We start from the raw sequence: 20,794 nt of genomic DNA, 5'->3' as shown, positions 1-20,794 counted from the left end.
ATTCAACAATGATGCTGAATGTCAGGGCCTCATCGCGAGCAGGCTCACTCCTGCAAGGGGTATTGCGGTGTTGTTCAGGCCGGGGTATCGAGATTCAGGTGCAGGTTGTCGATCAACCGTGTGGTGCCGAGGAACGCGGCCACCAGAATCACCAGATCGCGGTCTTCAGCCGTCGCCGGACGCAGGGTCAGGGCGTGGCGGATTTCCAGATAATCCGGGCGCAAGCCGGCAGCTTCCAGCTGTTGCGCCTGGGTTGCGATCAGCGCCGGGAAGTCGCGCTCACCTTGCTTGATCGACTCGGCAATCGCGCTCAGGGTGCGATAGACCTCCGGGGCCACGGCACGTTGTTGCTCGCTGAGGAAACCGTTGCGCGACGACAGTGCCAGGCCGTCGGCGGCGCGTACGGTCGGCTCGCCGATGATCTGGATCGGCATGTTCAAGTCATGCACCAGCGCACGAATCACCGCCAGTTGCTGGAAGTCCTTCTGGCCGAAGATCGCCAGGTCCGGCTGGACCATGTTGAACAGCTTGCTGACCACCGTCGCCACACCTTCGAAGTGCCCCGGACGGCTGGCGCCACACAGGCCTTCAGACAGTTGCGGAACGCTGACCCGGGTCTGCCCGGCCATGCCGTCGGGGTACATCTCTTCGACCGTCGGAGCGAACAGCAAATGGCAGCCGGCTTGCAGCAGCTTTTCCTGATCCGCCGCCAGGGTGCGCGGGTATTTGTCGAGGTCTTCGCCGGCGCCGAACTGCAGCGGGTTGACAAAGATGCTCGCGACCACGAAATCCACCCGCTGGCTGGCTTTGGTGATCAGCGCAATGTGCCCGCTGTGCAGGTTGCCCATGGTCGGCACGAAGCCGATGCGCTTGCCTTCACTGCGGGCGCGAGCCACGGCGGCGCGCAGTTCGCGTACGGTTTTTACGGTGTTCATGCAGAGAATCCGTGTTCGATGCCAGGGAAAGTGACGCCTTTGACTTCGTTGACGTAAGCCTTCAGTGCGGACTGGATGCTGTCCTGCCCTTGCATGAAGTTCTTGACGAATTTCGGCACGCGGCCAGTGATCGACAGGCCGAGCATGTCGTGCAGCACCAGAACCTGGCCGTCGGTGTCGCTACCGGCACCAATGCCGATCACCGGAATCTTCACGGCCTGGCTGATTTCGGCGGCGAGTTCGCTCGGCACGCACTCGAGCAGCAGCATTGCCACGCCAGCCTGCTCCAGCGAAATCGCGTCGGCACGCATCTGCCGCGCCTGGTTTTCGTTGCGGCCCTGCACTTTATAGCCGCCGAGGATGTTCACCGCTTGCGGGGTCAGGCCCATGTGCGCGCAGACCGGTACGCCGCGTTCGGCCAGCAAGCGGATCGACTCCGCCAGCCACAGGGCACCTTCGACCTTGATCATGTGCGCGCCGGCCTGCATCAGCATGGCGCTGTTGGTCAGGGTTTGTTCGACAGTAGCGTTGGCCATGAATGGCAGGTCGGCCAGGATCAGGGCATCGGTGTTGCCGCGTTTGACGCAGGCGGTGTGGTAGGCCATTTCTGCGATGGTGACCGGCAGGGTGCTGTCGTGACCCTGCAGAACCATGCCGAGGGAGTCGCCCACCAGCAGCACTTCGACACCGGCCTCATTGCAGGCGTGGGCGAAGGTCGCGTCATAGCAGGTCAGCATGGTGATCTTTTCACCTTTCTGCTTGAGGCTCTGGAGCGTGGTCAGGGTGATGGCTGGCATGTAAAAAATCCTCGTTCAGGCGCTCTGGAAATTACTGCGAGTAACGCGCGTGATTCTTCATCTACTCAGGCGCACGCTCTTTTGTCGTGCTTATAAGGCCTGGATTGCGCCCGTATGTGCCGGGTTGGCGGCAGCGGGACGCCTATAGTCGTGAGGAGAACCTAGGAAGTCAATTGCATGTGTTACCGCATTGTTACGAGGGGAGTGTTACCGGCGTTACTGATGCGATTCAGCGGGGCGGCGGGGCTGATCTGGCGATTTTTTGTCCGACAATATTCTGAATGTGGAGCCGCCCCCTGTAGGAGTGAGCCTGCTCGCGATAGCTGTCTGTCAGCCACAGTTTTATAGACTGACCCACCGCTATCGCGAGCAGGCTCACTCCTACAGGGGGGCGGATTTGCGTCAGGCGTGTGGGAGGCGTTCGAGGCCGACGAACGGGCAGGCGGCGAGCAGGTCAGACAGGGTGCGGCCGTCAGCCAGGTGCAGCTCCTCGGGGGCCAGTTCGGCCAGGGGATAGAGCACGAACGCGCGCTCCTGCATCTGGTAATGCGGGACTTTCAGGCGCGGCTCGTCGATCAGGTGATCGCCGAACAGCAGAATATCCAGATCCAGCGTGCGCGGCCCCCAGCGCTCCAGGCGCTCGCGACCTTGATCGTTCTCGATGGATTGCAGCGCATCGAGCAGGTCCAGCGGCGCAAGGTTACTGTCCAGGGCTGCAACCGCGTTGGTGTAACGCGGTTGACCCGGCAGCAGAGAATCGCTTTGATAGAACGCCGAGACGCCGGCGAGGGTGGTCTGCGGCAATTGCCCCAGCGCGTTGAGCGCGCTGCGCAACTGTTCGGCCGGGTCAGCGAGGTTGCTGCCCAGGCCGATATAGATGCGTTCCATGCCTTATTCGCCCGATGCGCTCGGAGCCCCGGCGCGCTTGCGCTTGGAGCCGCTGCTGCGGCGACGTTTGCGCGGCGCGCCGCTGGCGTCATCGCCCTTGCCGCTGAGGTCGCGGATCATGTCGCGACGTTCGCTGTCGTTGGCGTCCTGATAGTCTGTCCACCATTCGCCGAGGCCATCTGTTTCTTCACCTGCGCTTTCGCGTAACAGCAGGAAGTCGTAGCCGGCGCGGAAACGCGGGTTGTCCAGCAGCAGGTCGGCGCGTTTGCCGCTACGGCGTGGCAGGCGTTCCTGCATGTCCCAGATCTCGCGGATCGGCATGGTGAAGCGTTTGGGAATGGCGATGCGCTGGCACTGTTCGGCGATCAGCTCGTGCGCACCTTCCTGCATCGCCGGAATCGGCGGCATGCCGCGTTCCTGCAGACGCAACACGCGGGCCGGCAGGGCAGGCCACAGCAGTGCGGCAAACAGGAACGCCGGGGTCACCGGTTTGTTCTGTTTGATGCGCAGATCGGTGTTGGTCAGCGCTTCGCTGATCAGCGTGTGGGTGTATTCCGGGTTGTGTTCCAGCGCATCGGCACTGGCCGGGAACAGCGGGGCGAACAATTGCAGATCGACCAGCATCTCGAAGGTGATTGCGCCGTGGCCGGAGAGGAACAGCTTGAGCACTTCCTCGAACAGACGGGCCGACGGGATCTCGCGCAGCATCGGCGCCAGTTCGCGGATCGGTTGCACGGTGTGCTTCTCGATGCCGAAATTCAGTTTGGCGGCGAAACGCACGGCCCGTAGCATCCGTACCGGATCTTCCTGGTAACGCTGCTTCGGATCGCCGATCAGGCGGATCAGGTGATTGCGGATGTCGTGTACGCCGTTGGCGTAATCGAGAATGCGCTCGCTGACCGGATCGTAATACAGGGCGTTGATGGTGAAGTCGCGACGTTGTGCGTCTTCTTCCAGGGTGCCATAGACGTTGTCGCGCAGAATCCGCCCGCTCTCGTTACGCGAAGACTGGTTGCTGTCTTCGTCGTCTTCGTTTTGCGGGTGATTGGCGCGGAAGGTCGCGACTTCGATGATTTCGCGACCGAAATGGATATGCACCAGTTTGAAGCGACGACCGATGATCCGCGCATTGCGGAATTCGGCACGGACTTGCTCGGGAGTGGCGCTGGTGGCGACGTCGAAATCCTTGGGCGTGATGCCCAGGAGCATGTCACGCACGCAACCGCCGACCAGATAAGCCTGGTAACCGGCGCCTTGCAGGCGTTCGACAATATTGACCGCGTAGCGGCTGAATTGCGTTTTCTGCAGCGAATGTTGACCGCTGTTGAGCACTTCAGGGGTGCTACGGATGTGTTGCGTACGACGCACGGGAGTTCGGAATGACTGGAACAGCTTCTTCAGCATGGGATGCACTGTTTGAAGGAATGTTCGGCCATACCAAAGAATGACCGCATGTTGGGCGCAGATTCTAGCATTTAGTCGGGGGATGGTGTAGGACACGGCAGATTTGAGCTGTAAGCCGCAAGCTGCAAGGGGCGGGCAAGGGAAAACAGGGGGATTTTGCCAGGCGGGAGAAACTACAAGGGGAGCCGAAGCTCCCCAAGAAGTAGTTGCGTGCTCTTTTTATTATTGATTCGGGCTTTTTGTTTTTGTTGAGTGCCCTCGTCACGAAGCTTTTCCTTCGTGACCCTCCCAATCGGGAGCCAAGAGCAAACGGATTGCTTTGGTCGCTGAATTGCAGTGATCTTTCGATCCAACCAGTACAGGCTCTGTCTTAGGACAGTTTTTGTTGTTCTCGGCCTGGTCGTGGGGCTAGCCCCAAATACAACGCCTCTCCAAAAGAATCAGTTAGCTGCGCCTCTCGCCGTCTTGTTTTTATTGTGCGTGAGTCGATTCGTCTTATTTTTATTGTCTTGTGCATTGCTTGTTATTGTTCTTGTACCAAACATATAGCAGGTGCCGTGCCAACTTTTGCGAGGCCCAATAAAACAAGGGGTTAGGTCGATATAACGGTTTTCTCGGGGCGAAAAAAAGCCGGGGTTTCGTTACCGATAACCCCGGCTTCTGTTACGTGAAAGGACTGAGGTAACAGTTTTTTCACCTATTCAAGCGTTACCCGCACACTCGACAGGTAACGTTCAGCTCTCGCTGGTGACCCCGGTCTTGCGCCGTGGAATGCCCAGGCGCTGCCGGCGTTCCCACAGACACTTGCGGCTGACGCCCAGTTTGCGCGCCAGTTCGGTCTCGGTCATGTGATCCTGGTGCTCGAGGACGAAGTGCTGGAAGTAATCTTCCAGCGACAGGTCTTCGGTCGGCTCATGGCTGCTGTTGCTGGTGTTACCCGCGGTTTGCGCCGGCAAGCCGATGAACTCGTCGTCTTCCAGGTCGCTCAGCTCGATGTCGATGCCCAGCAGGTCGGCGGAGATTTCCGGACTTTCACTCAGGATCACCGCGCGCTCGACCGCGTTTTCCAGCTCACGCACGTTACCCGGCCAGGAATAGTGACGAATGGCCTGTTCGGCATCGGCGGCAAATTTCAGGTCGGTACGATTGATGCGCGCACTCTGACGGGCGAGGAATGCATTGGCGATTTCGTTGACGTCGGCGCCACGCTCGCGCAACGCCGGCAGTTTCAGGGCGATCACGTGCAGACGGTAATAAAGGTCTTCACGGAACTGGCCGATTTTGGCCAGGCTCTTGAGGTCGCGGTGGGTTGCGGCGATCAAGCGCACATCGACCTTTTGCGACTGCACCGAACCCACGCGGCGAATCTCACCTTCCTGCAACACTCGCAGCAGACGCGCCTGGGCTTCCAGCGGCAGTTCGCCGATCTCGTCGAGGAACAGCGTGCCGCCGTCCGCCGCTTCCACCAGGCCGGCACGGCCAGCGCTGGCGCCGGTAAAGGCACCTTTTTCGTGACCGAACAGTTCGGACTCGATCAGACTTTCCGGGATGGCTGCGCAGTTCACCGAAATCATCGGTGCCTTGGCACGTTTGGACAGGTTGTGCAGGGCGCGGGCGACCAGCTCCTTACCGGTGCCGGATTCACCCTGGATCAGGACATTGGAATCAGTCGGCGCAACTTTGCGGATCTTGCCGTACAGGTCCTGCATCGGTGGGCACGAACCGATGATGCCGATCTCACCGTTGCTGTTATCGACGGCGGCTTTGCCGCTGCCGTTGGTCGTTTTGCCGGCAACCACCTCGCCGGCGACAGGCGCCGACTGGTGATCACGCAGGATCCGCGCAACGGCCTGGAGCATTTCATCGTGATCGAAAGGCTTGGCGATGTAGTCCACCGCGCCCATCTTCATCGAGTCGACTGCCGAGCGCAGGCTGGCATAGCTGGTCATGATCAGCACCGGCTTGCCCTGACCAAGCTTGATCAGCTCGGTACCGGGGGCGCCAGGCAAGCGCAGGTCGCTGACGATCAGATCGAATGTGGGAATACTGAAGCGTTCTTGTGCTTCCTGCACTGAACCGGCTTCGCTTACCTGGTACTGGTTGCGTTCCAGCAGGCGGCGCAAGGCGGAGCGGATAATGGTTTCGTCTTCGACGATCAAAATGTGCGGCATTGATTCGATACTCTCGACGGTCTCAGTTCACAGCGGACGTCGCTTCGACATGACGCGGTAAGGTCACCCGGATACGGGTGCCGCGCTGGCTTTGTACATCAGCCGGGCTGTCGATGGTGATTTGTCCATAATGCTCTTCAACGATGGAATAGACCAGTGCAAGGCCCAGACCGGTGCCTTCGCCAGGATCCTTGGTGGTGAAGAAAGGTTCGAACAATCGGTCCATGATGTTCTGCGGAATACCACTGCCTTCGTCTTCCACGATCAGATCGACCGTGTGTTCGCCGGCTTCACTCTTGACCCGCACCGCACTGCCCGCAGGCGAGGCGTCACGGGCGTTGGAGAGCAGATTGATCAGCACCTGGGCGAGCCGCTGCGGGTCGCCTTCGACCCAGTGATCCGGATCGCACAGGTTATAGAACTGCACTTCGAAGTTGCGTCGGTTCAGCGCCAGAAGGCCAATCGCGTCCTGCGCGACTTCGGCCAGGCAAACCGGCTCGTCGCTGTGCTGGTGGCTACCCGCGTGGGCGAAGCTCATCAACGACTGCACGATGCGTGACACGCGCTTGGTCTGTTCGAGAATCTGCCCGCTGATTTCTGTCAGCTCGCCGTCTTCTTCACGCTCTTCGCGCAGGTTCTGCGCCAGACAGGCGATGCCGGTGATCGGGTTGCCGATTTCATGGGCTACACCCGCCGCCAGTCGGCCAATGCTCGCCAGGCGCTCGGAGTGCACCAGCTTGTCTTCGAGCATCTGGGTTTCGGTCAAATCTTCCACCAGCAGCACCAGGCCGCTGTTGCCCGGTGCCAACGGTTCGTCGATCGCCGCTTTGTGCAGGTTCAGCCAGCGGGTCTGGCCGTCGAGGGCCAGGTGCTGTTTGTGCAAGTGTTCGTCGGGCAGGTTGATGAAGCCTTGCAGCAATTGCTTCCACGGATCGGCGATGGTGCTCAGGCGCGAACCGACCACCCGCTGTGCGGCGATCCCGGTGAGTTCTTCCATGGCCTTGTTCCACATCAGGATCTCTTGATCCTTGGCCAGCGAACAGACGCCCATCGGCAGCTCCTGCAAGGTCTGGCGGTGGTAGCGGCGCAGGGCGTCGAGTTCGGCGGCCAACCCGGTGAGGCGTGAGTGATAGTCCTCGAGGCGGCTTTCGATGAAGTGGATGTCTTCGGTGACGTAGTTTTCGCCGCCGGCCTTGTACGGCAGGAAGGTTTCGACCATGTCCTGCGCCACGCTCGGACCCATCAGGCCGGAGAGGTTGGCTTCGATGCGGTCGCGCAGGCGGCGCAAGGCATAAGGGCGGCGTTCGTCGAACGGCAGATAGAGATCGCGCAGGGCCTGCTCGACTTCCTTCTGTGCAGCCTTGGCGCCCAGGGGTTTGGCCAGCTGCGTGGCGAACTCCTGGGGCGAGGCGGCGTGCAGCTCGCGGCGTTGCGGACGACGCACGTTATCCACCGCGCAGGCTTCGGCGGCGCTGGCTTCTTCGGGGCTGGCGTTGGTGAACAGCGAGATCAGGGTGAACATCAAGACGTTGGCCGCCAGCGACGCAATGGCTGCCATGTGCCAACTGGTGTCGTCCAGCACATAAATCATGTTCAGCAGGGGAATGTAGAAACCCTGCAGATTGCCGACCAGCGGCAGCAGCATGGTCACCACCCACACCAGAATCCCCGCCAGCAGACCGGCGATAAAGCCGCGACGGTTAGCGGTCGGCCAGTACAGCACCGAGAGCACGCCGGGCAGGAATTGCAGGGTGGCGACGAACGCGACGATGCCGAGGTTGGCCAGGTCCTGTCCGGCGCCGAGCATCAGATAGAAGCCGAAGCCGGCCATGATGATCGCGACGATCAAGGCCCGACGGGTCCACTTCAGCCAGCGATAGATATTGCCTTCGGCCGGTGGCTGGTACAGGGGCAGCACCAGGTGGTTCAGCGCCATGCCCGACAGCGCCAGGGTGGTGACGATGATCAGGCCACTGGCGGCCGACAGCCCGCCGACGTATGCCAGCAATGCCAGCGGCTTGCTGTTGGCGGCAATGCCGATGCCGAGGGTGAAGTATTCCGGGTCGGTGGTGGCGCCGAGCTTCAGGCCGGCCCAGAGAATCAGCGGCACCGCCAGGCTCATCAACAGCAGGAACAGCGGCAGGCCCCAACTGGCGCTGACCAGCGAGCGCGGATTGAGGTTTTCGGTGAAGGTCATGTGATACATGTGCGGCATCACGATTGCCGAGGCAAAAAACACCAGTAACAGCGTGCGCCACGGCCCTTCCTGCAGCGGCGTGTGCAAGGCGGCGAGGGCGGTCTGGTTCTGCAGCAGCCACAGCTCAAGCTGTTGCGGACCGTCGAACACGCCATACAGTGCATAGAGGCCGACGCCGCCGAGGGCGATCAATTTGATCACCGACTCGAAAGCAATCGCGAACACCAGCCCTTCGTGTTTCTCGCGGGTGGCGATATGCCGGGAACCGAAGAAAATCGTGAACAGGATGATCAGCGCACAGAACGCCAGCGCGACGCGACTCTGGATCGGCTCGCCGGTCAGAATGCCGATGGAATCGGCCACCGCCTGAATCTGCAGCGCCAGCAGCGGCAGTACGCCGATCAGCATGAAGATCGTGGTCAGTGCGCCGGCCCAGGTGCTGCGGAAACGGAAGGCGAACAGATCTGCCAGCGACGACAGTTGATAGGTGCGGGTGATTTTCAGGATCGGATACAACAGCACCGGCGCCAGCAGAAACGCGCCGGAGACCCCGAGATAACTGGAGAGAAAGCCGTAGCCGTACTGATAGGCCAGGCCCACCGTGCCGTAAAACGCCCAGGCACTGGCGTAGACCCCCAGTGACAGGGTGTAGGTCAGCGGGTGGCGAATGATCGCCCGCGGGATCATGCCCCGTTCACTGATCCAGGCAACGCCGAACAACACCGCCAGGTACGCGGCGCTGATCAGGATCATCTGGGTCAGGCTAAAGCTCATCGGCATCTTTTTGGCTCTGCAGGATGAAGGTCACGACAATCAGGATCAACCAGAGCAGATACGGCCGATACCAGGCGCCCGTGGCGTCGATCCACCAATCCATGATGGCTGGAGAAAACAGATAGATTCCCACGACCAGAAGCAGGACCAAGCGATAGATGTACATCCCGGCCTCTCTTTTTTATGCGCGTGCCCGAAAACGTGCGGCGATGGTAACGGATGGGCGCGCCACTGCAAGTGTCGTCATTGCAGTTGCGCTTCGGGCAGGGTCAGTGTGCGCGGGATCCGGGCTGCGTCCCAGTGGCTTGCGCCCCATTTCAGCAGCTCCTGCGGGGTGGCGTGTGCCAGCTCGGCGCCAGGGTTTTGCCCCAGCGCGCGCAGGGCCCGCAGCAGCAAAGGGGTGGCCTGATCGGCTTCCAGAGGCGGCGAACGGTAGGATTTGCCGAGTTTGTTGCCGTCCGGTTGCGTGATCAATGGCAGGTGCAGGTAGCGTGGCTGACGAAAGCCCAGTAATTCTTGCAGGTAAAGCTGGCGCGGGGTGGAGTCGAGCAGATCGGCCCCGCGCACGATGTCGGTGATGCCTTGCCAGACGTCATCCAGCACCACTGCCAGTTGATAGGCGTACAGGCCATCGCGGCGGCGAATCACGAAATCGCCGACATCGCGCCCCAGATGCTGGCGAAACTCGCCCTGCACCCGGTCGATGAAATGATATTCCAGCTCGGGCACGCGCAGGCGGATCGCCGCGTCTTGCTGCGCATGTCCGGCATTGCGGCACAGTCCTGGATAAATGCCGTGATACGGCTCCAGGTGTTTGCGCGAACAGGTGCAGGCGTAGGCCAGGCCATGGTTGAACAGGCTGTTGAGGACTTCGGCGTAGGCGGCGTGTCGGTCACTCTGGCGTACCATCTCGCCGTCCCACTCGAAACCGTAGCTTTCCAGCGCCGTGAGGATCGCCGTCTGCGCGCCGGGTTCTTCCCGGGGTGGATCGAGGTCTTCCATGCGCACCAGCCAGCGTCCACCTGCTGAGCGCGCGTCGAGGTAAGAGGCGAGGGCGGCGACCAGCGAGCCGAAGTGCAGGTGGCCACTGGGTGTCGGGGCGAAACGGCCGATGTAGGCGGGGAAGGTTTTGGCAGTCATGAGGACAAAATAATTATCAGGATTCGCGCACATTACCCCTGTGGGACCGGGGTTGCTCGCGAATGCGTCGGATCAGACACTTTTATGTTGAATGACACACTGCATTCGGGAGCAAGCCCCCTCCCACAAAGGCAAAAGACAGAAACAAAAACGGAGCGTTCGCACGCTCCGTTTTTCGTTCAGGTCGAGATTACTTGCCGACCTGCTTTTCCTTGATTTCCGCCAGGGTCTTGCAGTCGATGCACAGATCCGCAGTAGGACGGGCCTCGAGGCGCTTGACGCCGATCTCGATGCCGCAGGACTCGCACCAGCCGTACTCTTCGTCCTGGATCAATTCGAGGGTCTTGTCGATCTTCTTGATCAGTTTGCGCTCGCGGTCGCGGGCGCGCAGCTCAAGGGCGAACTCTTCTTCCTGGCTGGCACGGTCGGCCGGGTCAGGGAAGTTGGCCGCTTCGTCTTTCATGTGATCAACAGTGCGGTCGACTTCCTGCATCAAGTCCTGTTTCCACTTGTTCAGGATCTTGGTGAAGTGCGCGCGCATTGGGGCGCCCATGTACTCTTCACCTTTCGCCGGAACATAAGGTTCGAAACCGCTGATCGTCTGATTCTGCTGTTGCTTTGCTTGGGTGGGCATGAAATGGACCGCCTCTACTCTTGTAATCCATTGCGCAGGATTGCTCCATCACCGACACCTGCCGGCCCTGCGGCTGCAAGCGGGCGAACTTACCAGATCAATTCGGCCTGCGCTACTCCCGGATGTCGAGGCCCCGGCGGGTGGCGCTTGCAAATGTTTGGCAAGCCGTGTCTGGTGGTGCTGAAGACCTGTTCAATCACTGATTTTAGTCAATTCTGGAGCGTACGCTCATCTCGTTACAGTCCAGTGTTCTTGAGGGTGTGACCGCGATGGGTTCTCGCTCGTTCCGGCAGATGGGTAGAATCGTCTCTTTTTCCCGTCGAAGGAAGGCCAATGGCTCAGCCCTACAGTGCGCGCAGTCGTGCGATCGAACCGTTCCATGTGATGGCGCTGCTGGCGCGGGCCAACGAATTGCAGGCCGAAGGTCACGACGTGATCCACCTGGAAATCGGCGAGCCGGACTTCACCACAGCCGAGCCGATCATCCGTGCCGGGCAAGCGGCGCTGACGGCGGGCAAGACCCGCTACACCGCCGCGCGGGGCATTCCCGAGCTGCGCGAGGCGATTTCCGGTTTCTATCAACAGCGTTATGGCCTGAACATCGATCCGCGCCGGATTCTGATCACCCCCGGTGGCTCCGGCGCCCTGTTACTGGCCAGTGCCTTGCTGGTCGATCCCGGCAAACACTGGTTGCTGGCGGATCCCGGTTACCCGTGCAACCGGCATTTCCTGCGCCTGGTTGAAGGCGCGGCGCAACTGGTTCCGGTCGGGCCGGAGGTGCGTTATCAACTGACCCCGGATCTGGTGGCACGGCATTGGGATCACGACAGCGTCGGTGCGTTGGTGGCTTCGCCGGCCAACCCGACCGGGACGATCCTGACCCGTGATGAGCTGGCCGGGTTATCCACAGCGATCAAGGCGCGGCACGGGCATCTGGTGGTGGACGAGATTTATCACGGCCTGACCTACGGCACCGATGCGGCGAGCGTGCTGGAGGTCGATGACAGCGCCTTTGTGCTCAACAGTTTCTCCAAGTATTTCGGCATGACCGGTTGGCGCCTCGGCTGGCTGGTGGCGCCTGACGCGGCGGTCGGCGAATTGGAAAAGCTCGCGCAGAACCTCTACATCAGTGCTCCGAGCATGGCGCAGTACGCCGCTTTGGCCTGTTTCGAGCCGGGCACGATCGCCATTCTCGAAGAGCGCCGCGCTGAATTCGGTCGCCGTCGTGACTTCCTGCTGCCGGCGTTGCGCGAGTTGGGTTTCAACATCGCCGTCGAGCCGGAAGGGGCATTCTACTTGTACGCCGATATCAGCCAGTTCGGCGGAGATGCCTTCGCGTTCTGCCGGCATTTCCTCGAAGTCGAGCACGTTGCCTTTACTCCGGGCCTGGATTTCGGCCGTTATCAGGCCGGCCATCATGTGCGATTTGCCTACACGCAAAACCTCCCTCGCTTACAGGAAGCGGTGGAACGGATCGCCCATGGCTTGAAGAGCTGGCAAGGCTGATGCGTTTTTATCCGGCTCTGGAAGAGGCGCGGCTGATCCGCCGCTACAAACGTTTTCTCGCTGATGTTGAAACGGTCAATGGCGAGCTGATGACCCTGCACTGCCCGAACACCGGTTCGATGCTCAATTGCCAGGTTGAGGGCGGCCAGGTGTGGTTCAGCCGTTCCAACGATCCCAAGCGCAAGCTGCCCGGGACCTGGGAAATCGGCGAAACCCCGCAGGGCCGGCTGTTCTGTGTGAATACTGGCCGCGCCAACGCCTTGGTCGAAGAAGCGTTGCAAGCCGGGGTCATCAGCGAGTTGAACGGATTCACAGCGCTCAAACGAGAAGTGGCCTACGGTCAGGAAAAGAGCCGCATCGATTTTCGTCTCGAATACCCGAACGGCCCGGCCTACGTGGAAGTGAAAAGCGTCACCCTGGGTTTCGACGGGACGAATGTGGCGGCGTTTCCCGATGCGGTCACCCAGCGCGGCGCCAAACATCTGCGGGAGCTGGCGCATCTGGCCCGTGACGGCATTCGTGCGGTGCAGTTGTATTGCGTCAATCTCAGCGGGATCGAGGCGGTGCGTCCGGCCGAGGAAATCGATTCGGCCTACGCCGACGCACTACGCGAAGCGGTGGCGTGCGGGGTCGAGGTGCTGGCTTATGGCGTACGGTTAAACCATGAAGAGATGGTGATCGACCGACGACTGGACGTTTTGCTCAACGGTTAAACATCGATCCATAGCCCTTGCGCGTCTTCGCGGCAAGGGATGGCGGTCAGGGATTGCCCGGCGCAGGGACCGGCGACACATTCGCCGTCCTCGATCAGAAACAGTGCGCCGTGGGTGGCGCACTGGATCAGGCTGTTGCTCGGGTCGAGAAACTGGTCGGGCTGCCACTCCAGCCCGACACCGCGGTGCGGACAACGGTTGAGATAGACATAAACCTGACCCGCGCGGCGCACGGCAAACAGTTTGTTTCCGTCGATGTCGAACCCACGGCTGCCGGCCTCGGCCAGATCGGCGCCGGCGCACAAAAACTTCATGGCTATCCTCAAGTGTCGGCTCGTTACGGGAAATGTCCGAGCTTGACGTTTAAATGCAAACAATTATCAAATGGCCGCCTTCATCCGCCATGCGGTGACCGATGCCTAGGATACTTGGCCCATTGTCCCGATGCGCGGAAAAACCTGTTCAAGGAAGCTGTGTATGCGCCTGATAACCCGCGTGGCTGTACTGTGTGTCGGACTTTTGGTCAGTCACCAGGTTGCAGCGGCCGATCTGCCGCAACGTTGGGTGAGCGCCGGCGGCGGATTGTCTGAGTGGGTCAGTGCGTTGGGCGGCGAGTCGAAACTGGTCGGCGTCGACACCACCAGTCAGCATCCGGAATCATTGAGGGCACTGCCGAGCATCGGCTATCAGCGCAGTCTGTCTTCGGAAGGCATTCTCAGCCTGCGCCCGGACATTCTGATCGGTACCGAAGAAATGGGCCCGCCGCCAGTACTGGCGCAAGTGAAGAATGGCAAAGTGCAGGTGGAGCTGTTTTCCGCGCAGCCGGACCTGCCCACCCTGAAAAAAAACGTCACACACCTGGGGCAGTTGCTCGGCGCCGAGACGCAAGCGGCTCAACTGCTGCAAAGTTATCAACAGCAACTCGATGTGCTGAAACAGCGAGTCAGTCAATTGCAGGCCGATCACAAGGCGCCGGGCGTTCTGGTGCTGATCGGGCATGCGGGTGGCAAACCGTTGATTGCCGGCAAGGACACCACTGCCGACTGGCTGCTGCAACAGGCCGGCGGGCATAACCTGGCGACGCATACCGGTTATAAACCGTTTTCTGTGGAATCACTGGCGGGGCTCGATCCTGAAGTATTGGTGTTCGCCGATCGCGCGTTGAGCGGTGAAGCGGCGAAAACGGCGCTGTTCAAGGAAAACCCGATTCTTGAATCAAGCCGCGCGGCCAAGGCCGGACGGGTGCTGGAGCTGGATCCGACGCTGCTGGTCGGCGGGCTCGGGCCGCGTTTGCCGGCGGCGTTGCTGCGTCTGTCTGACGGTTTCTACCCGACCAAGGGCAACCCATGACCACACTGGTCAAACCCCGCCGCCTGTTCATCGGCCTGACGCTGTTGTGTCTGCTGGCCATCTGGTTGTCATTGGCGCTGGGGCCGGTCAGCCTGCCGCTGTTCGATACCTTGCGCGCGGCGTTGCGCATGCTCGGTGTGCCGCTGGCGCCGGACGGTCTGGAGCAGGCTGAGCTGATTCTCGGGCAGATTCGCTTGCCGCGCACCTTGCTTGGGCTGGCCGTCGGCGGTGTGCTGGCGCTGTCCGGTGTGGCGATGCAGGGCTTGTTTCGTAATCCGTTGGCCGATCCCGGGTTGGTCGGGGTGTCCAGCGGTGCAGCATTGGGCGCGGCGATAGCGATTGTCGGTGGCTCGTTTTTTGGCGGTTTGCCGGAGTGGTTCGGGCCATATCTGTTATCGGCGTGTGCGTTTCTCGGTGGACTCGGGGTGACGGCGCTGGTCTATCGGCTCGGACGTCGAAACGGCCAGACCAACGTGGCGACCATGCTGTTGGCGGGGATTGCCCTGACGGCGCTGGCAAGCTCAGCGGTGGGGCTGTTCACCTATCTGGCGGATGACGCGACCCTGCGCACGCTGACGTTCTGGAACCTCGGTAGCCTCAATGGCGCCAGTTACGCGCGGCTCTGGCCTTTGCTGATCATCAGCGCCGGCGTTGCGCTGTGGTTGCCGCGCCGCGCCAAGGCGCTGAATGCGCTGTTGCTCGGTGAGTCGGAGGCAGGGCATCTGGGCATCGATGTCGAGCGGCTCAAGCGCGCGTTGGTTTTTTGCACCGCGTTGGGTGTTGGTGCAGCAGTGGCGGCAGCGGGGATGATCGGTTTCGTCGGACTGGTGGTGCCGCATCTGGTGCGCCTGCTGGCCGGGCCGGATCATCGCGTGCTGCTGCCAGCCTCGGTGTTGGCCGGGGCCAGCCTGTTGTTGCTGGCGGATCTGGTGGCGCGGCTGGCGTTGGCGCCGGCGGAGTTGCCGATCGGCATTGTCACCGCTTTTATCGGCGCGCCGTTCTTCCTTTATCTGCTGTTGCGAGGACGTGCCTGATGCTGCGTGCGCACAATCTGCATATCCGTCGCGACCGCAAGACGGTGCTCAGCGGCGTCACCCTGCAACTTGAACCGGGTGAAGTGCTGGGCGTGCTGGGGCCGAACGGCGCGGGTAAAAGCACATTGCTCGGCGCCCTGTGCGGTGAGCTGGTGGCCAGTGAAGGCGAAGTTTCACTGGATGGTCAGGCCTTGAGTCACTGGACGGGTACGCAGCGCGCCCAGCGTCTGGCGGTGTTGCCGCAGGTGTCGACGCTGGACTTTGCCTTTCGCGTCGAAGAAGTGGTCGGCATGGGGCGGCTGCCTTATCAAAGCGGTCGGGTGCGCGATGACGAGATTGTCGCGGCAGCACTGCACGCGGCGGATGTCGGGCATCTGAGCGGTCGCAGTTATCTGGCGCTGTCGGGTGGCGAGCGTCAGCGTGTGCACCTGGCGCGGGTGCTGGCGCAGCTGTGGCCAGGGCAGGCTGGGCAAAGCTTGTTGCTGGACGAGCCGACGTCGATGCTCGATCCGCTGCATCAACACACAACGCTGCAAGCGGTGCGTGAGTTTGCCGACCGTGGCGCGGCAGTGCTGGTCATCCTGCATGATCTGAACCTGGCGGCGCGCTATTGTGATCGTGTGTTGTTGCTCGAAGGCGGGCGCCCGGTGGCACTGGATACGCCGCGGCAGGTATTGCGTCCGGATACACTCAAAGCCGTGTTCGGTCTCGAAGTATTGGTGCAGCAGCACCCGGAGCGCGGGCATCCGCTGATCATCGCCCGCTGACGTTTCATCGAGGTGATGGCATGCGCGGGATGTGGCTCTTGATCGTGTTGCTGCTGACGGGGTGTCAGCATGTTGCCGCGCCGCCGGTCAGCGGCGAGATTCGCGATCTGCGCAGCGGTCAGGTGCTGACGGCACAGGAACTGCTGACGCGGTTGACCAAGCCGCAACAGCTGATCATCGGCGAGCAACATGACAATGCCGATCACCACGCTGTGCAGTTGTGGTTGTTGAAGGCGCTCGGTGAGCAGCGCCCACAGGGCAGTTTGCTGCTGGAAATGCTTACGCCTGATCAGCAGCCGAAAGTTGATCAAGTTCGCCCTCCCGCAACGCCGCCCAGTGATCTTCCCGGCGCATTGGCCTGGCAGGACGGTTGGGACTGGAATCTCTATGGCCCGATCGTTCGGTTTGCCCTCAAGCAACCCTTTCCGCTATTGGCGGGCAATCTGGATAACAGCGAAATCCGCGCGTTCTATCGTCAGCGGCCAGGTTTGAATGGTGTTCGCAGTAATGCGGCCTCGGTGAAGGCCACGCTGCTTGAGCAGATCAGCGATTCCCATTGCGGCTTGCTGCCCCAATCGCAAATGCCGTCGATGCTCGCGGTTCAGCAGCAGCGCGATCGGCGCATGGCCGAACGCTTGATGGCGGCGCCAACGCCAGCCCTGCTGTTGGCAGGTGCCTGGCATGCGCGCAAGGATGTTGGCGTGCCGCTGCATGTTCTGGATCTGGGCGCAGCCCAAGCGCCAATGGTGCTGATGCTGGCCGAGCAGGGCGCCGAGGTTACTGCGGCGATGGCCGATTACGTCTGGTACACCCCGGCGACGCCAGCGCAGGATTACTGCGCGCAGATGCGCAAACAGTTCGGCCAATGACTTTTCCACAGGCAAAAAAAGACCCGGTAAAAACCGGGTCAAATAACCGTGATTAGCCTGATGAGGAGATAATCTGAGAGTCCGAACCAAGGGCTTTTCAGAATATCGACTGATCTCGCGATCAGCTGTGATAATCATAGCGATTCTCATTAGCGAGTCAACCACTGTTTTTCCATTTACTTGATTTAGTCGTGGAAATGGCCGGAATGCCCCGCAAACACGGGACTTAACGCTGACCTTTGATGGCGATCAGTTGGGTGATCTGCTGGTTGAGCTGGCCGATGCGCCGAGCCATGCTCTCAATCAGGCTGTGCGCAATTTTCGGATTGTTGCGGGTCATGTTCAAAAACTGATCGCCGGGAATCAGCATCACGGTGCTCGGCTCGCGAGCGATGACCGTGGCGTTGCGCGGTTCTCCCGTGAACACCGCCATGGCGCCGAAAATCTCGTCCTTGGGCACTTCGCCGACCTTGTGCCCGTCAACAAACGCTTCGGCATGCCCATCGATGATCACGAAGACGTGATCGGCCACATCGCCCTGCTGGATCAACACTTCACCGCTCTCGACCCGTTTGAAGCCATTGGTGCTGCGAAACTCCCGGGGTTTCAGTTCGGCCACCGCGTGGGCGAGCATTGCCATCTGACCCAGCAGATACTCCAGCAGCTGCTCGGCCCGCTCAGGCTCGGCGAGCAAGTGTTGAAGAAGATCGGTGCGCCGATATGGCAGCAATCGCAATGGCCCTTCACTGCACAGACGGCAATCGGCCCAGGCCGGGCCCTGCTGCAAACCGATCAAGTCGCCTTCCTGCCAATAAAAAACCGCTCGACCGCCCATGCAGCCGTTGATCACGCCTTCTGTCAGCAGAAACAACTGATCGTCGGGTAATTGTCTTAGCAGATCGTCAGAAGTTTCGTACTCAATTACCGGCCCGCACGGCGCGAGTCCTTCGAGCCAGCGTACAGGCAAGCTCTGCAAACGATTGATCAGTGCATCGACAGGTGCCGATTGTTCCCCAAGCAGATACATGGCCGTCAGCGCCTGTTCAATTCTTGTGTCGCGAGGAAATAGCTTCGAGCTGCTTGTTCAAGGCGTCTTTGCGTTCGGCAGGGATGTCGTTCCAGTGCACATCCATCAGCGCCCCTTCGATCGCATACAGCAACACCTTCGATGCGCGAAACCCGCGGGTACGCACCGCCCGATAGGCGTCCACCGCCCCCAGGCGACGCAAGTCCGAGGCGCTGTGGATGCCCACGGCATGCAGCCACTGCGCCGACGTCTTGCCAAGATTCTTCAGGTGTTGCAGTTCATCATTCATCAAGCCTCCTTGCGACGGCCGAATGGTGCGTGGGCGAGCTTCTCAGGAGTGTAGCCATCAGTAGGAAAAGCGTGGTTGTTTGGTCGGATTCAACGCAAACGCTTCTAAGAAAGGGCGCTTGAACGGCCTGCGAAAGCAGATAAGGAGGGGGGAACACAAATCAATGCAGGAGTGAACCTGCTCGCGATGGCGGACTGGCAGGTACACATGTGTTGAATATTAAACCGCTATCGCGAGCAGGCTCACTCCTACAGGGAAGGCGTCGTGTCAGGGAACAATGAGGCTATCAGCGAGTGCGATAACGCAAACGCGTGCCGAAATTCATCGACATCAGAATCTCGTCCGCACTCAACTCGACCGGGAAGTACGCGCCGGAAATCTGCGCATGAGCGAGGCTTGCTCCTTCAAGCGAAGCATTGCGGAAATCGATGCCACGCAAATCGGCGGAACGAAAGTAGGCGTCCCTGAAATCCACGCCATCGGCGTTCAGTTCACGCAGGTCAAGTCCGCGGAAGTCGCCGCCAACCATATCGATCGGGCCGTCTTTCGGTCGTTCCTTGTTGAAGCCTGCAATATCGTCTTTGTGCAACAAGGCATACAGCGGGGTGTCGAGAAGTTTCGGCTGGCTCATGTCAGATCACCTGTTGGTTTTATGACGCCAGTATAGTGCCACTATTTGATGGCCGTGAAGCAAGCGAGGGCTTCACGGCCGAAATAGTTTCTTACAAGCCAGGCAGGCGTTGACGGATCTGCGCGACCACGGTGTCCAGCGTACCGGATTCATTGGTCTGTACGCGCTTGCTGCGCAGGATTTCTTCCGGCGTCAGCGCTTCGCGATTGGCCTGTTGCGCTTCGATCACCGCCAGAGTGGCGTCGGACGGATCCTGTTTATCCGCCTGGCGAATCGCCAACCAGCTCTCGATGACCGCTTGTGGCGCGTTGCAGTCGAGGATCAGGAATGGCGTACCGGTGGCTTCGGCGATCTTTGCCGCGCTATCGCGCTGCGCGCGCTTGAGGTAAGTGGCATCGATCACCACCGGGAACCCGGCGTGCAGGATCACTTCGGCGATTTCATGCAGGCGCACGTAGGTTGCGGCGCTGGCGTCGGCACTGTAAATCCCGGCCTGCACGTCGTTGGCAACGGTTTGCTCGCCGAACAGGCGCTTGCGCTCGACGTCGGAACGCAGGCGGATCGCCCCCAGTGCTTCGACCAGACGCATCGCCACATGGCTCTTGCCGACAGCCGATACACCGTGGGTGATGGCCATGAAGCGCGAAGGAATGGTGCTGTAGCTTTCCGCCAGGTTGGCGTAGTTGCGGTATTGGCGCAGGGTGGTGGCGCGCTGCACTGGCGTGGCGTCGGCCGGCATGCTGAACAGCGCAACCTTGGCGCGAACCAGAGCGCGGTAGGCTTTGTAGAAATTCAGCACTTCCAGGCCTTTATAGTCGCCGGTCAGCTCCAGGTACTGGCTGATGAAGCGACGGGCCAGGGATTTCAGGCCACGGTCTTCAAGGTCCATCGCCAGGAAACCGGTGTCGGCCCACACATCGGTGAAGCGGAACGGTTCGTTGAATTCGATGCAATCGAAGATCACCACCTTGCCGTCGATGACAGTAGCGTTGCCCAGGTGGATATCACCGTGGCATTCGCGGGTGAAACCCTCGGCTTTACGCTGGGCGAACAGTGGCTTGAGGCGTTCGAAGCTGCTTTCGGCCCAGGCTTTCAGCGCTTCGAGTTGCAGCAGGTCGTTTTTGTCGCTGAGGAACGGCAGGATCTGTTCGAAGTTTTGCGAGACTGGGGCCATCACGCTGTCTGGCGTGCCGGCGTCGTGCTCGGCCGGGACTTTCGGCGCGCTGAGGTGGAATTTGGCGATCTGCTCGGCCATCTCGTCGATGTGCTGAGTGGTCAGTTCGCCATTGGCTTGCAGGGTGCTGAGCAAGCCGGTCTGCGGGAACTGACGCATTTTCAGCACGTATTCGATTGCCGGGCCATCGCCGCCCAGTTGTGGCGCCTCGACGCTGCCGGTCACCGGCAACACTTCCAGATACAAATCGTCGGTCAGGCGCTGGTTCAGGCGCAGCTCTTCAGCACAGAAATGTGCGCGGGATTCGAGGCCAGTGAAATCGAGGAAGCCGAAATTCACCGGTTTCTTCACTTTATAGGCAAAGGGGCCAGTGAGGATCACCCACGAGATATGGGTTTCGATGACCTGGAACCCCTCGACAGAGTGCGGGTAGAGGGCCGGGTTTTGCAGGGCAGCGATCAGTGACTGGCTCACGGGCGATCCTTCAGAGACTG

Annotated in this window: 20 protein-coding genes; 6 read left to right on the top strand and 14 right to left on the bottom strand. The window is 60.7% G+C overall.

Translation table 11 applies throughout. The features are described 5' to 3' along the window. Positions 1–74: 74 nt before the first annotated feature. From panC to dksA, 9 genes are all read right to left on the bottom strand, one after another. Positions 75–935: a pantoate--beta-alanine ligase gene (panC, locus tag QMK55_RS08875; RefSeq protein ID WP_102356455.1), complete on the bottom strand. Its 861-nt coding sequence runs from the start codon at positions 933–935 to the stop codon at positions 75–77. Further along, a complete protein-coding gene (gene panB, locus QMK55_RS08870) occupies positions 932–1,732 on the bottom strand; it encodes a 3-methyl-2-oxobutanoate hydroxymethyltransferase (RefSeq protein WP_102356454.1) in 801 nt (266 codons plus the stop codon). Before panB ends, panC begins: the two co-directional genes overlap by 4 nt. Positions 1,733–2,134: 402 nt before the next feature. Beyond that, positions 2,135–2,620, bottom strand: coding sequence for a 2-amino-4-hydroxy-6-hydroxymethyldihydropteridine diphosphokinase (folK, locus tag QMK55_RS08865; protein ID WP_320329057.1), 486 nt, complete (start codon positions 2,618–2,620; stop codon positions 2,135–2,137). 3 nt (positions 2,621–2,623) lie between these two features. Next, positions 2,624–4,024 (bottom strand): polynucleotide adenylyltransferase PcnB, encoded by a 1,401-nt coding sequence (locus tag QMK55_RS08860; protein ID WP_102356451.1) that lies wholly within the window; start codon positions 4,022–4,024, stop codon positions 2,624–2,626. 734 nt (positions 4,025–4,758) lie between these two features. Next, a complete protein-coding gene (locus QMK55_RS08855) occupies positions 4,759–6,195 on the bottom strand; it encodes a sigma-54-dependent transcriptional regulator (protein ID WP_102356449.1) in 1,437 nt (478 codons plus the stop codon). Between the two features lie 22 nt (positions 6,196–6,217). Further along, positions 6,218–9,172, bottom strand: a complete 2,955-nt coding sequence (locus tag QMK55_RS08850; protein ID WP_025108827.1) for a sensor histidine kinase — start codon at positions 9,170–9,172, stop codon at positions 6,218–6,220. Continuing rightward, complete coding sequence (locus QMK55_RS08845; protein ID WP_003176118.1) at positions 9,156–9,332, bottom strand: hypothetical protein; 177 nt, start codon at positions 9,330–9,332, stop codon at positions 9,156–9,158. Before QMK55_RS08845 ends, QMK55_RS08850 begins: the two co-directional genes overlap by 17 nt. A gap of 77 nt (positions 9,333–9,409) precedes the next feature. Further along, a complete protein-coding gene (gluQRS, locus tag QMK55_RS08840) occupies positions 9,410–10,306 on the bottom strand; it encodes a tRNA glutamyl-Q(34) synthetase GluQRS (RefSeq protein ID WP_320329056.1) in 897 nt (298 codons plus the stop codon). Positions 10,307–10,496: 190 nt separating this feature from the next. After that, positions 10,497–10,940: an RNA polymerase-binding protein DksA gene (gene dksA / locus QMK55_RS08835; RefSeq protein ID WP_102358821.1), complete on the bottom strand. Its 444-nt coding sequence runs from the start codon at positions 10,938–10,940 to the stop codon at positions 10,497–10,499. Between the two features lie 333 nt (positions 10,941–11,273). Between dksA and QMK55_RS08830 the strand changes: the two genes are divergently transcribed. Continuing rightward, complete coding sequence (locus QMK55_RS08830; protein WP_320329055.1) at positions 11,274–12,446, top strand: pyridoxal phosphate-dependent aminotransferase; 1,173 nt, start codon at positions 11,274–11,276, stop codon at positions 12,444–12,446. Then, the gene (gene sfsA, locus QMK55_RS08825) at positions 12,446–13,159 is read left to right on the top strand and encodes a DNA/RNA nuclease SfsA (protein WP_102358823.1); all 714 of its coding nucleotides are present in this window, start codon (positions 12,446–12,448) and stop codon (positions 13,157–13,159) included. Before QMK55_RS08830 ends, sfsA begins: the two co-directional genes overlap by 1 nt. On the opposite strand, the gene QMK55_RS08820 is transcribed toward sfsA, so the two are convergent. After that, positions 13,156–13,473 carry a Rieske (2Fe-2S) protein gene (locus QMK55_RS08820; RefSeq protein WP_102358824.1) on the bottom strand — a complete coding sequence of 106 codons (318 nt, stop codon included), beginning with the start codon at positions 13,471–13,473 and terminating at the stop codon, positions 13,156–13,158. The genes sfsA and QMK55_RS08820 overlap by 4 nt on opposite strands. Before the next feature lie 163 nt (positions 13,474–13,636). Here QMK55_RS08820 and QMK55_RS08815 point away from each other — a divergent pair, with 163 nt between their 5' ends. The 4 genes from QMK55_RS08815 to QMK55_RS08800 are packed head-to-tail and all read left to right on the top strand — an operon-like array spanning position 13,637 to position 17,179. Continuing rightward, entirely contained in the window at positions 13,637–14,509 is an 873-nt protein-coding gene (locus QMK55_RS08815) for a heme/hemin ABC transporter substrate-binding protein (protein WP_102358825.1), read from the top strand. A 50-nt stretch (positions 14,510–14,559) separates the two neighbouring features. After that, positions 14,560–15,543 carry an iron ABC transporter permease gene (locus tag QMK55_RS08810; RefSeq protein ID WP_320330249.1) on the top strand — a complete coding sequence of 328 codons (984 nt, stop codon included), beginning with the start codon at positions 14,560–14,562 and terminating at the stop codon, positions 15,541–15,543. Then, positions 15,543–16,310, top strand: coding sequence for a heme ABC transporter ATP-binding protein (locus QMK55_RS08805; RefSeq protein WP_320329054.1), 768 nt, complete (start codon positions 15,543–15,545; stop codon positions 16,308–16,310). Before QMK55_RS08810 ends, QMK55_RS08805 begins: the two co-directional genes overlap by 1 nt. Before the next feature lie 20 nt (positions 16,311–16,330). Then, positions 16,331–17,179: a ChaN family lipoprotein gene (locus tag QMK55_RS08800; protein WP_320329053.1), complete on the top strand. Its 849-nt coding sequence runs from the start codon at positions 16,331–16,333 to the stop codon at positions 17,177–17,179. 226 nt (positions 17,180–17,405) lie between these two features. On the opposite strand, the gene QMK55_RS08795 is transcribed toward QMK55_RS08800, so the two are convergent. The 4 genes from QMK55_RS08795 to QMK55_RS08780 all read right to left on the bottom strand — a co-directional run bounded on the left by QMK55_RS08795 (position 17,406) and on the right by QMK55_RS08780 (position 20,774). Then, on the bottom strand, positions 17,406–18,206 hold the full coding sequence (locus QMK55_RS08795) for a Crp/Fnr family transcriptional regulator (RefSeq protein ID WP_102358829.1): 801 nt from the start codon (positions 18,204–18,206) through the stop codon (positions 17,406–17,408). Positions 18,207–18,222: 16 nt separating this feature from the next. Continuing rightward, positions 18,223–18,495, bottom strand: coding sequence for a TfoX/Sxy family protein (locus tag QMK55_RS08790; RefSeq protein ID WP_003228231.1), 273 nt, complete (start codon positions 18,493–18,495; stop codon positions 18,223–18,225). Between the two features lie 286 nt (positions 18,496–18,781). Continuing rightward, on the bottom strand, positions 18,782–19,126 hold the full coding sequence (locus QMK55_RS08785; protein WP_102358830.1) for a pentapeptide repeat-containing protein: 345 nt from the start codon (positions 19,124–19,126) through the stop codon (positions 18,782–18,784). A 91-nt stretch (positions 19,127–19,217) separates the two neighbouring features. Further along, a complete protein-coding gene (locus tag QMK55_RS08780; RefSeq protein WP_320329052.1) occupies positions 19,218–20,774 on the bottom strand; it encodes an AAA family ATPase in 1,557 nt (518 codons plus the stop codon). Positions 20,775–20,794: the final 20 nt, after the last annotated feature.

This window comes from Pseudomonas sp. P8_229, assembly GCF_034008635.1.
Classification (GTDB): Bacteria; Pseudomonadota; Gammaproteobacteria; order Pseudomonadales; family Pseudomonadaceae; genus Aquipseudomonas.
This window is presented reverse-complemented; position numbering and strand designations above follow the sequence as displayed.

Excerpts from the sequence above, each read along its gene's own strand:
- panC (WP_102356455.1), bottom strand. The coding sequence starts at position 935 with ATGAACACCGTAAAAACCGTACGCGAACTGCGCGCCGCCGTGGCTCGC.
- panB (WP_102356454.1), bottom strand. The coding sequence starts at position 1,732 with ATGCCAGCCATCACCCTGACCACGCTCCAGAGCCTCAAGCAGAAAGGT.
- folK (WP_320329057.1), bottom strand. The coding sequence starts at position 2,620 with ATGGAACGCATCTATATCGGCCTGGGCAGCAACCTCGCTGACCCGGCC.
- QMK55_RS08860 (WP_102356451.1), bottom strand. The coding sequence starts at position 4,024 with ATGCTGAAGAAGCTGTTCCAGTCATTCCGAACTCCCGTGCGTCGTACG.
- QMK55_RS08855 (WP_102356449.1), bottom strand. The coding sequence starts at position 6,195 with ATGCCGCACATTTTGATCGTCGAAGACGAAACCATTATCCGCTCCGCC.
- QMK55_RS08850 (WP_025108827.1), bottom strand. The coding sequence starts at position 9,172 with ATGCCGATGAGCTTTAGCCTGACCCAGATGATCCTGATCAGCGCCGCG.
- QMK55_RS08845 (WP_003176118.1), bottom strand. The coding sequence starts at position 9,332 with ATGTACATCTATCGCTTGGTCCTGCTTCTGGTCGTGGGAATCTATCTG.
- gluQRS (WP_320329056.1), bottom strand. The coding sequence starts at position 10,306 with ATGACTGCCAAAACCTTCCCCGCCTACATCGGCCGTTTCGCCCCGACA.
- dksA (WP_102358821.1), bottom strand. The coding sequence starts at position 10,940 with ATGCCCACCCAAGCAAAGCAACAGCAGAATCAGACGATCAGCGGTTTC.
- QMK55_RS08830 (WP_320329055.1), top strand. The coding sequence starts at position 11,274 with ATGGCTCAGCCCTACAGTGCGCGCAGTCGTGCGATCGAACCGTTCCAT.
- sfsA (WP_102358823.1), top strand. The coding sequence starts at position 12,446 with ATGCGTTTTTATCCGGCTCTGGAAGAGGCGCGGCTGATCCGCCGCTAC.
- QMK55_RS08820 (WP_102358824.1), bottom strand. The coding sequence starts at position 13,473 with ATGAAGTTTTTGTGCGCCGGCGCCGATCTGGCCGAGGCCGGCAGCCGT.
- QMK55_RS08815 (WP_102358825.1), top strand. The coding sequence starts at position 13,637 with ATGCGCCTGATAACCCGCGTGGCTGTACTGTGTGTCGGACTTTTGGTC.
- QMK55_RS08805 (WP_320329054.1), top strand. The coding sequence starts at position 15,543 with ATGCTGCGTGCGCACAATCTGCATATCCGTCGCGACCGCAAGACGGTG.
- QMK55_RS08800 (WP_320329053.1), top strand. The coding sequence starts at position 16,331 with ATGCGCGGGATGTGGCTCTTGATCGTGTTGCTGCTGACGGGGTGTCAG.
- QMK55_RS08795 (WP_102358829.1), bottom strand. The coding sequence starts at position 18,206 with ATGTATCTGCTTGGGGAACAATCGGCACCTGTCGATGCACTGATCAAT.
- QMK55_RS08790 (WP_003228231.1), bottom strand. The coding sequence starts at position 18,495 with ATGAATGATGAACTGCAACACCTGAAGAATCTTGGCAAGACGTCGGCG.
- QMK55_RS08785 (WP_102358830.1), bottom strand. The coding sequence starts at position 19,126 with ATGAGCCAGCCGAAACTTCTCGACACCCCGCTGTATGCCTTGTTGCAC.